Origin of the sequence: Psychrobacter sp. 4Dc (assembly GCF_002836715.1) — a bacterium.
Taxonomy (GTDB): domain Bacteria; phylum Pseudomonadota; class Gammaproteobacteria; order Pseudomonadales; family Moraxellaceae; genus Psychrobacter.
On record NZ_PJAT01000007.1, the window covers coordinates 1 to 9,778 of the forward strand.

Here is a 9,778-nt window from a genome sequence, read left to right on the forward strand (position 1 = left end):
CGCTTGTGAAGATTTAAAAGTCGCCAATATGTCAAAATCAGCCAGTGGTACGGTGGAGAATAAAGGTCATCATGTCAAAGCCAAATCAGGATTAAATAAATCCATCCTAGATCAAGGCTGGGGCATGATGGTCAATATGCTTGAGTACAAGCAGCAGTGGCGCGGTGGGTTACTGATTAAGGTAAACCCACGATACACTAGCCAAACCTGCTCTGAATGCCAGCATATCGCTGTCGATAACAGACAAACTCAGTCAAAATTTGAGTGCGTCAAATGTAGGTATGTTGCGAACGCTGATTTTAATGCGGCTCGTAACATATTAGCGGCAGGACATGCCGTTTTGTCTGCGGAGGGAGGATGCAGTAAAGGTCGCCCGTTGAAACAGAAAACAAGCGACCTTCGTGAGAAAGTCGCCTAAGAGCATTTGCTTTTAGATTCCCCCACTTGAGCTTGGCGAAAGTGGTGGGAGTATGTCAACCTAGCGTTACTTTTGATATCGATCATTATTGCTCACTACAAAATAAGTTTATTTATGCCCAAAGTGAATATAGACAGCATGCCGAACGACCTGAATACGTTAAGTCTTACTGAACCAAAGACGGATACTATCGCGGTAGACGTGACCGACATTCCATTGTCTCTTTACATTCATATCCCGTGGTGTGTGAAGAAATGTCCTTATTGCGATTTTAATTCGCATGAGCTACCGATAGACAGTGAGCTATCCATGTATGAGGAATACGTCGATGCATTATTGTTAGACGCCGCGATGCAGCAACCTTTAACTCAGAACCGAAAAATTGGTTCGATATTTATCGGTGGTGGTACGCCGTCTCTATTACCCATTGCTCAGTATCAGCGATTGTTTACTGGGTTGCGTACATGTTTTGAATTTGCAGAAGACATCGAAATCACGATGGAGGCGAACCCTGGCACGCTTGAGTATGCACCATTTTCTCAGTATTTAGAGGTTGGTATCAATCGTCTGTCTATCGGCGTACAGAGCTTTGCCGCTGATAAGCTAAAGGTACTTGGGCGTATCCACGATCCTGTGCAAGCATTATCAGCGATTCGCGCTGCCAAAGCGGCTGGATTTGTACGAGTCAACGTCGACTTGATGCACGGTCTACCGCAGCAAACCATGAATGAAGCACTAGAAGATATCCAAATGGCGCATGATGCTGGTGCAACGCATATCTCTTGGTATCAACTGACTATTGAGCCAAATACCGTGTTTTACCGTAGCCAGCCTATTTTACCCGATGAAGACAATTTGGCAGATATTGAACAAGCGGGGCAAACGCTGTTGCAGCAATTAGGCTATAGCAATTATGAGGTGTCAGCATGGGCAGGTGCGTCAGACAAACCATGTCGTCATAATATCAACTATTGGCAGTTTGGCGACTATTTAGCTATTGGCGCTGGAGCACATGGTAAAGTGACGATTGGTCGTAACGATAGCAATGGTAGTAACTCGTCAGACATAAAAGATAAAATGGAAGATGACTTGTTAATAGCGTCAGGTATCTATCGCTTTAGCAAATCACGTTTGCCAAAAGATTATGTAATAATGAGTCCAGATGCCACAGAGAAGTCTGACATGCACCAGATCACACCAAAAATGGTTGGCTGGCAAGCGATTGATCAAGAAGATTTGGTGAGCGAGTTTATGTTAAATGCACTGCGCTTACATGGCGGTGTCGCTTGGTCACTGTTTGAAAAGAGAACTGGATTGACCCTTGATAGTATTGCTGAACAAGTAAACAGTCTGGTCAAACAAGGGTTGTTGGTAGATAGTGATACGCAGTTGCAACCGACGGTATTAGGTCAGCGTTATCTCAATCAGATATTACGCGCGTTTTTATAAAATCGTGCTTGAGTAATTGTTTAACAGCAGCGAAGTAAGAACACAAAAAAGACTTATCAAATAAATGATAAGCCCTTTTGAAAATCTAAAAAAACAGACCTTAGATTTTGTTTTGTACTTCTTGTGCGCCGCCAGTTACAGCATCACCAGCGCTTGATACGTCTTGGCCAAAGCCTTTGAACGTGTTGCAACCAGTTAGAACGAACATAGCAGTTAAAGATGCGATGATTACTTTTTTCATAATAGTATCCTCAAAGATAAATGAATGGTTATAAATAACAACAGTGACGCTAAGTATCTTGCTCAAGTTTCACTGAAGGGGTATTGGATGAGACAGTCATACATAAATGCTATCGCGCTATCCATTACAGACATCATAATGAAAGTTAAAAACGCTGCACAGTATCAAAATGTAATTATTGGCAGTAAACTGTAACTTTCGATTACCTACTGCTCATAAATTTAAATAATAGAGCGCTGAATATTTGTGGAGTAAGAATGACCATCCATATCGTGTTAGTAGCACCAAAAATGCCGAGCAATACTGGCAATATTATTCGACTGTGTGCCAATAGCGGCGCACAGCTGCATTTAGTGAGACCTTTAGGATTTGAGCTTGATGATAAAAAGCTACGCCGTGCAGGTCTTGATTATCATGAATACGCGCATTTGCAAGTGCATGATGATTGGACAGCCGCACGGCAAGCGTTGCGAGCAGCCGACTGCCATATTGTCACGGCTTTAACAACCAAACTGAGCAAACCATTCTATGATTATGATTTTGGCGGGCAAGTAAACAGTGAAAAACCTGACAATAAAGCCATGCCCAATATCGCGTTAGTATTTGGTTCAGAGACAGCAGGACTGGCAGATGATATACGGGAAGATATCGGTGCTGATAATTGGCTAAGACTGCCCATGCTGGCTGACTCACGCAGTTTGAACTTATCAAATAGCGTAGCCATCTGTTTGTACGAGATATGGCGACAGCAAGGGTTTATGGGTGATGAAGGTCGTAGTATTGGTTATGAGACATTGATAGTCTATGATCCAAAGTAGATTCTCTTAAAAGGCAGTTGTATACGTAATGAGTAGTTAAGTACTGCTCATTTTAGTACTCTCAGTTTACGATAAGAGAGTACTAAAGCTTTACAGTAGAGCGGAACTATTTATAAACAGTTTGGTGGTTTTGGTAGTCCTGCTAAGCGATTGACATGACGCGCGACCAAACCTGTGTTAAACAATTGCTGTAGCTTTTGATTGCTAATATCGAGTTCTGGCAAAGTCTTTTGTAGCCATTTGATTAATGGACGGGTTGCTGGCGCGTGATTAAATTTATCAAAAAACGCGCGCACTTGTTGCAAAACTTCTAAATGCTCATCGCTCAGATTGACCTCTAATGTGTCTGCCAAGTGCTGCGCGATAACAGGCGTCCAGATCGTATGGTCACACAGATGGCCGTCTTGATCCAATTCAATATCAGCCGCTGATAATGCAGCGTTGTGAGTGGTCATATCATTACTCATAAGGCAATCGTCACCACTTTATCAAACTGACTGCTCTGAGACAGATTGACCCATTCTGCGTCGGTTAAAATAGCAGTCAACTTAGTCTCTAAATTAAGCTTGCCAGTTGTATTTGCCGTGAGCTGGGCGATGTCATCTGCTAATGTGTAAATACCAGCAATACCATCTATATCGCTATCATTTAAATAAGCATTGAGCCAATCGATAAAAGCAGGAGTGCTGCCAAGCAGAAGGATACTATCACCTGTGCGCCAAGTGCGAGACATCTCTTCAGTACTGCGTCTAAGGGTAGCCATCGTGCTATGCAATTGATATAAAGTTGCCATAAAAGTGTCCGATTACGTGCTTTATTATTTTATAAATTTAAGTAATATAGTGATTTAAAAGGTAAGTATCTGCTCAAAGTCTTGTGAGTTGATGACCTCTGGCACGAGTGTGAGCTGTGATGCCAGATCTGTCGGCAACATACCAGTGACCCAGCCACTAAAGACATCATCAGGTAGCCAAGCTGCGGGCATATCGTAAAGCTCAAGTGACTGAATCATGCCATGTAGCCGCGAGTCAGATTGCATCAATAAGCCAAAGACAGGTGCATCTAAGAACAATTGCACCTCATGACCAAATGTCGCTAAAGTTAGCGCAAGTGCACAACCTTCGTAGCTTGCTGCTTCAGTAGGCGTGTGCAGCTGAATTAATAATCTCATTATGTATTCCTAAAAATAGTTACCGCTACCAGTGATCTCAATAGACAAGTTATCCAACGACACACTATCAAAACTGTATCAAACGACAGTCGTCCTGCATCATCATGGCAAGCTCACTGAGTCCCACTAACGTAAACCCTGTCGCAAGATTGGCACCGTCAAGCTGGTGGCGTGAGCTATTGTCTACATCACTCACACCGCGGCTAAGGGCTGTACTGACACAGACAGGCAGGGGTAATTGATACTGCTCAGCCAAAGACTGCCATTCTTTGGTCAAGTCTAGTTGATCGGCTGACTGCCAACGCAATCGATTGGCTATGTGAGCCGAATCCCCATAAAAGAAGACATTGAGCAATGGTTGTTCAAAGGTAGCATTATCGCTGCTGCCTGTACCTGTACTATTAGTGTCAGTGTTATTAATAGCATCACTATTCGCTGCGCCATTCAGGTAAGCGCGTGCATAGCGTAACGCCAAGTGTGCCAATGGGTGACTAGGGTCAGCAGTAATCAGTAGTAACGGGGTAGTGGTCGTCATAAGGCGCGGTATCACATATTATAAATAAGAGTTTAAAAATTATGGCCGAGTTGCTATAAATGCTTTGTATAAAGTAATTTGGTCGTTATTATTATAGTGCTTGTGTGCAAATTTGCGTGACAGAAAACAGAATTTATACTGATAATACGAAATACAGCGGATCATACTGTCACATCAAATAGCGTTATGTCATAAAAGAGAGGCGCGTCGTCTCTATCAAAGATGTTTATGCTAACATAAAGCGCCGCAAACCAAATAGAGTCACTGTTATTTAATGTGGTTTTATCTCAAGTGTAGGCACACTGAGTATTATTATTTGATGCTGTGACTGCCTCGTAAGAAAAAACAATAAACTTATGAGCTAGGTTCACGTAGTCTTACCATTCTATGTAAGGAGTTTTTGTCACTATGTTACCTGCTATGCCCTCACGTGTGAACAATGGTACAGATTATCAGCCTACCGTAGAACAACTGCAAGTCCTACAGACAGCGAGCGAATTTGCTTATCAGATTTGGGAGAGTCGAACGGTTTCATGTCAGACGTTTTTGCGTAGCTATCCATTGAATAGTACGCTGACCCGCCAGCAAATCGATGATTTGATACAAGATTATACGCTAGATGAGAACTATCAACTTGCTGATGAAATCAAGGTCATGAGTGGTCTGCGTCACTTGCGCACGCTACTAATGATGCGCTGGATTTGGCAAGACGCCTTGCAAGCGATCAGTCTAGAGCAGCTGACCGATGAATTGTCTGAATTTGCAGATGGTTGTATCTCTTTTGCTAAGGATTATACCTATCAGCACTTGGTTGCTAAGTATGGTGAGCCGACCTTTATCAATGAACAAGGCAATGTACAGATTGATGATATGGCGATTATGGCCATGGGTAAGCTTGGTGCGCAAGAGCTGAATTTATCAAGTGATATTGACTTAATCTTTGTGCATCAAGCGCGCGGCGAGACCAATGGCAATAAGGCAAAAGGCACACGTAGCATAGATAACAAACGCTTTATGACCAGATTGGGTCAAGGCATCATTAAACTGCTTGATAACAAGACCGCTGACGGTTTTGTCTTTCGAGTAGATATGCGCTTACGTCCATGGGGTGATGGAAGTGATTTAGCCATTCATCTATCTGCATTACAAAAGTATTTTACGATGCATGGGCGTGCATGGGAGCGTTTTGCTTGGTTAAAAGCACGCGTGGTCGGACAAATAGACCAGCCATTTTATGAAGAGATACAAGCGCTGATTAAGCCATTTGTGTTTCGTTATTACGTGGACTACAGTGCGTTTTCAGCATTGAGAGAGATGAAGTCTCTTATTCAAAACCAAGTTGCACAGCGTGAAGACTTGGACAATATCAAGCTTGGTGCGGGCGGTATTAGAGATATCGAGTTTATCGTACAGGCCTTTCAGCTTATCTATGGTGGCCGGCATCCACAGCTGCAAATCAAACCTTGCTTGCAAGCGATGCAAGTATTATGTGAGCTTGGCTATCTGGAGCATTCAACTTACGAGCAGCTACAGGCCGCGTATCGGTTTTTACGCCGGCTTGAGCATGCTATTCAAGCGATTAATGATCAGCAGACCCAGCGCTTACCACACGATGAGCAGTGGCAGCATAATCTAGCAGTGACGCTGAATTTTGAAAACTGGCATGCCTTATTAGATCAGCTTAATCGTCATCGCGAAAGTGTCAATGTGCCGTTTGAGCGTATGGTAACTGAGCGCCAAGTACCTGATAACGAAGATACTGATCTAGAACCAGAGCACTTAGATGAGCAAATTGCCCGTTTAAATGAAGTGCTAACAAAAGAAAATCGCGAGGTACTACAGAATTTTTGGCAATCAAAAATGGTGGCTAATTTAAGTGATGAAGCCAGAGAGCGTTTAGACGACGCATATCCTGTCATTGTCCATGCGTTGTTAGCGCATCAAGAACAGCAGCAACTTGCCAATACTGCTTTACCGAGATTGATCTCACTGCTTGAAGCGATTTGCCGCCGTTCTATCTATTTGGTCATGATTGCTGAAAACCCCAATGCAACGATTGAGCTGATTCCAATGCTATCTGCCAGCCCGTGGATCGCAAAAGAGTTGGCTCAGTATCCTGTATTATTAGACACATTTTTGCAGCAGCGTTATCGCCATCTGCCAGATAAACGTGAGCTGCGTGATATCTTGCGCCAACAGTTGCTACGCGTCGAGCCTAACGATGAGGAAGAGCTGTTAAGCGTCCTACGTCTGTTCAAAAAGAATCAGGTGTTGGCGGTTGCTGCTAGTGATGTATTGGCTGAACGCCCGATTATGAAAGTATCGGATTCATTGACTTATATCGCTGAAGTCGTACTAGAAGCAGCATTAGAGCGCGCTTTTGCAGAGATTGTTAATCGTTATGGGTATCCTATTGGCCAAGATGGCGACCCAGTCACTGAAGCGGACTGCGGCTTTGCAATTATCGGTTATGGCAAGCTTGGTGGCTTAGAGCTATCGTATTCTTCAGATTTGGACTTGGTATTCTTACACAAGATAAAAGAGCAAGGCATGACCACTGGTGAAAAATCAGTCAGTGGTATGAAGTTTGCCGCGCGTCTTGTACAAAAACTGATGAATTATCTCAATACTCAAACACGTGATGGCCGTGCCTATGAGATTGATATGCGTCTGCGACCCTCAGGAAATGCTGGCATGATGGTAGTGTCTTGTCATGCGTTTGAAACCTATCAAATGGATAAAGCATGGTCATGGGAGCATCAAGCGTTGGTACGTGCTCGTGCGATTTGTGGAGACAGACGAGTCACTGCACGCTTCTGTGATATTCGCCGCGATGTCTTGTCGTTGCCACGGACACTGGATCAAGTACGTAGTGAAGTTACTAGCATGCGTATCAAAATGCAAAAGCATCTAGGCACGAGCCAATGGCAGCAGGAAGCGGGCAAATTTCATCTTAAGCAAGATGCAGGCGGTATTGTAGACATTGAGTTCTTAGCACAGTTTGCCGTATTGGCCTACTCGCATGAATATCCGAGTTTGACCAAATGGAGCGATAATGTGCGAATTTTTGCAGAAGTTGCCTTGCTTGGTATTTGGGATGACCAAGTCTGTCAGGATTTGACCGATGCCTATCTAAGAATACGTGCTGCCACGCATCAATTGGCACTATCAGAGCAGTCTTTGCTCGTTGATGAGTCATTGTGGCAGGAGACGCGAGCGTTAGTACAGTCACAATGGCAGCATCTTATGGGTGTGGAGACAGACGACGAGTAATATCGTAACTTGTATGATTAAGGCCTTGCCGATAGTCCAAGAGACGCTTAAACTGTAAGGCCTTGTGATAATTAAAAGGCGTAATTAAAAACTATAGGGTCTCAAACCAAAAGATTTCATTTGCCAATACGGCCAGTGATATAATCGGTCACACATCATCTTAATACTGTTAGCTGTTCGTCATAATCAAGCTTTGCTTTAAGCAATAAAAATGGGCACTGCGGTGTTATCATACGATGTTGATCACTACTGTTAAATAAAACCTACCTAAAAAAAGTTAGACGTCAGTGCTAGCATAAGGATTATAAAATGAATATGGCAACACAAGATGGTAAGCTTTGGATGAATGGCACAATGATCGAACAGCCAGATGCTAAAGTTCATGTGCTTACCCATAGCTTGCATTATGGCATGGCTGTGTTTGAAGGCGTACGCGCTTACCAAACAGCAGATAATCGTACCGCTATTTTTCGCCTAAAAGAACACACCGAACGTCTCCTTGGCTCAGCCAAAATCTTCCAAATGGACGTACCTTTCGATGCTGCCACTTTAGAGCAAGCACATAAGGATGTGGTCAAGCAAAACAACTTGGCAGAAGCTTATATTCGTCCGCTCATTTGGGTAGGTGCAGAAAAACTTGGCTTGTCTTCACGTGACAACAGCATCAATGCAATGGTGGCTGCTTGGCATTGGGGTGCTTATCTTGGTGAAGAAGGCATCAAGAATGGTATCCGTGTAAAAACGTCATCTTATACGCATCATATGCCAAACGTGACTATGTGTAAGGCAAAAGCTTCAAGCAACTATCCTGTGTCTATCATGGCCAACCAAGAAGTCACTCGTAATGGTTATGACGAAGCTATCTTGATGGATCCGCAAGGGTATGTGTGTCAAGGTGCTGGCGAGAACTTATTCTTGGTAAAAGATGGCGTGCTACATACGCCAGATTTAGCGGGCGGTGCACTTGATGGTATCACTCGTCGTACTATCCTTCAGTTCGCGGCTGATCTAGACATCAAAGTCGTTGAACGCCGTATCACTCGTGATGAGTTCTACTTAGCAGACGAGATATTTATGACAGGTACTGCTGCTGAAGTGACGCCTATCCGTGAATATGATGATCGCACGGTCGGTAACGGTGGCCGCGGACCATTGACTGAAAAGCTACAAACTTTATATTTTGATGTAGTACACGGTCGCAATGAGCAATATATGGATTGGTTAAGTTTTATTGATTGATCATACAAATATGATTAAATATTTTTTAAAAAGCTAAGACCTATATAAATCTTAGCTTTTTTCGTAAGTTTAAACTATCGTAAGATTGCAATTTATTCTTAATCCCAAAAAATTAATTGCTAAATACTTTATATTATGAATGACTTTTAGTTATTTTAAATAATCTTTTAAATAGGTTTTTTATAAAGATACGACTTCGAAGTTTCTGTTTAGGCTTTTTCTTAATTACTTTTTCTACTTCAGGTAGCCATTCGATACCATTTCCTGTACGTTTAATGTCAGTACGAATCAAATTCCATTCAGTTCTGGCAGGATTGGTGCGCAGCTTTATAGGTTTGAAATGTTTTTTTGTAAGTGGGGTGTCAAAACATTCAGGATTAGGAGAACCCGCTATTACAAAATTAAGGCGAGTTCTTACACATTTTTCACATTCACCACAATTATTACCTTTAAGCTTTCCTTCCCAGCAAACACGTAAGTTCTTCATGCTCACAGTGCACTCTGATAAGAATTTTACTTTTTCAGAGCGACTGAAACCAGCCCCATCGTGGATTACTCTAAAGCTATTAGAACTCAAAAGTGGGTCAGTCATAGGATGTGATCCCCATGGCGTTTCCAACGCTTCATATGGCTC

General features: G+C 42.8%; 11 protein-coding genes. 5 read left to right on the forward strand and 6 right to left on the reverse strand.

What is annotated here, in order from left to right; genetic code table 11:
* Both CXF61_RS00910 and hemW read left to right on the forward strand, forming a co-directional pair.
* Positions 1–418, forward strand: a 418-nt coding sequence (locus CXF61_RS00910) for an RNA-guided endonuclease InsQ/TnpB family protein (RefSeq protein ID WP_165596812.1), incomplete at its 5' end; no start/stop codon positions are given.
* Positions 419–556: 138 nt separating this feature from the next.
* Positions 557–1,867: a radical SAM family heme chaperone HemW gene (gene hemW, locus CXF61_RS00915; protein WP_165596820.1), complete on the forward strand. Its 1,311-nt coding sequence runs from the start codon at positions 557–559 to the stop codon at positions 1,865–1,867.
* Positions 1,868–1,967: 100 nt separating this feature from the next.
* Here hemW and CXF61_RS00920 read toward each other — a convergent pair whose 3' ends face one another.
* Positions 1,968–2,108, reverse strand: a complete 141-nt coding sequence (locus tag CXF61_RS00920; protein WP_057759705.1) for an entericidin A/B family lipoprotein — start codon at positions 2,106–2,108, stop codon at positions 1,968–1,970.
* Positions 2,109–2,365: 257 nt separating this feature from the next.
* Here CXF61_RS00920 and CXF61_RS00925 point away from each other — a divergent pair, with 257 nt between their 5' ends.
* Positions 2,366–2,926: a tRNA (cytidine(34)-2'-O)-methyltransferase gene (locus CXF61_RS00925; RefSeq protein WP_165596813.1), complete on the forward strand. Its 561-nt coding sequence runs from the start codon at positions 2,366–2,368 to the stop codon at positions 2,924–2,926.
* A gap of 110 nt (positions 2,927–3,036) precedes the next feature.
* On the opposite strand, the gene CXF61_RS00930 is transcribed toward CXF61_RS00925, so the two are convergent.
* From CXF61_RS00930 to tusD, 4 genes are all read right to left on the reverse strand, one after another.
* Positions 3,037–3,381 carry a TusE/DsrC/DsvC family sulfur relay protein gene (locus CXF61_RS00930; RefSeq protein ID WP_227526562.1) on the reverse strand — a complete coding sequence of 115 codons (345 nt, stop codon included), beginning with the start codon at positions 3,379–3,381 and terminating at the stop codon, positions 3,037–3,039.
* A gap of 8 nt (positions 3,382–3,389) precedes the next feature.
* The gene (locus tag CXF61_RS00935; protein WP_165596815.1) at positions 3,390–3,719 is read right to left on the reverse strand and encodes a hypothetical protein; all 330 of its coding nucleotides are present in this window, start codon (positions 3,717–3,719) and stop codon (positions 3,390–3,392) included.
* Positions 3,720–3,773: 54 nt separating this feature from the next.
* Positions 3,774–4,097 carry a hypothetical protein gene (locus tag CXF61_RS00940; protein ID WP_101204423.1) on the reverse strand — a complete coding sequence of 108 codons (324 nt, stop codon included), beginning with the start codon at positions 4,095–4,097 and terminating at the stop codon, positions 3,774–3,776.
* 67 nt (positions 4,098–4,164) lie between these two features.
* The gene (tusD, locus tag CXF61_RS00945) at positions 4,165–4,632 is read right to left on the reverse strand and encodes a sulfurtransferase complex subunit TusD (protein ID WP_165596816.1); all 468 of its coding nucleotides are present in this window, start codon (positions 4,630–4,632) and stop codon (positions 4,165–4,167) included.
* A gap of 408 nt (positions 4,633–5,040) precedes the next feature.
* Between tusD and glnE the strand changes: the two genes are divergently transcribed.
* Entirely contained in the window at positions 5,041–7,905 is a 2,865-nt protein-coding gene (glnE, locus tag CXF61_RS00950) for a bifunctional [glutamate--ammonia ligase]-adenylyl-L-tyrosine phosphorylase/[glutamate--ammonia-ligase] adenylyltransferase (protein WP_165596817.1), read from the forward strand.
* A 309-nt stretch (positions 7,906–8,214) separates the two neighbouring features.
* Complete coding sequence (locus CXF61_RS00955; protein WP_165596818.1) at positions 8,215–9,144, forward strand: branched-chain amino acid transaminase; 930 nt, start codon at positions 8,215–8,217, stop codon at positions 9,142–9,144.
* Between the two features lie 133 nt (positions 9,145–9,277).
* Here the strand turns inward: CXF61_RS00955 and CXF61_RS00960 are convergent.
* Positions 9,278–9,778, reverse strand: a 501-nt coding sequence (locus CXF61_RS00960) for a hypothetical protein (RefSeq protein ID WP_264755652.1), incomplete at its 5' end; no start/stop codon positions are given.

Excerpts from the sequence above, each read along its gene's own strand:
- hemW (WP_165596820.1), top strand. The coding sequence starts at position 557 with ATGCCGAACGACCTGAATACGTTAAGTCTTACTGAACCAAAGACGGAT.
- CXF61_RS00920 (WP_057759705.1), bottom strand. The coding sequence starts at position 2,108 with ATGAAAAAAGTAATCATCGCATCTTTAACTGCTATGTTCGTTCTAACT.
- CXF61_RS00925 (WP_165596813.1), top strand. The coding sequence starts at position 2,366 with ATGACCATCCATATCGTGTTAGTAGCACCAAAAATGCCGAGCAATACT.
- CXF61_RS00930 (WP_227526562.1), bottom strand. The coding sequence starts at position 3,381 with ATGACCACTCACAACGCTGCATTATCAGCGGCTGATATTGAATTGGAT.
- CXF61_RS00935 (WP_165596815.1), bottom strand. The coding sequence starts at position 3,719 with ATGGCAACTTTATATCAATTGCATAGCACGATGGCTACCCTTAGACGC.
- CXF61_RS00940 (WP_101204423.1), bottom strand. The coding sequence starts at position 4,097 with ATGAGATTATTAATTCAGCTGCACACGCCTACTGAAGCAGCAAGCTAC.
- tusD (WP_165596816.1), bottom strand. The coding sequence starts at position 4,632 with ATGACGACCACTACCCCGTTACTACTGATTACTGCTGACCCTAGTCAC.
- glnE (WP_165596817.1), top strand. The coding sequence starts at position 5,041 with ATGTTACCTGCTATGCCCTCACGTGTGAACAATGGTACAGATTATCAG.
- CXF61_RS00955 (WP_165596818.1), top strand. The coding sequence starts at position 8,215 with ATGAATATGGCAACACAAGATGGTAAGCTTTGGATGAATGGCACAATG.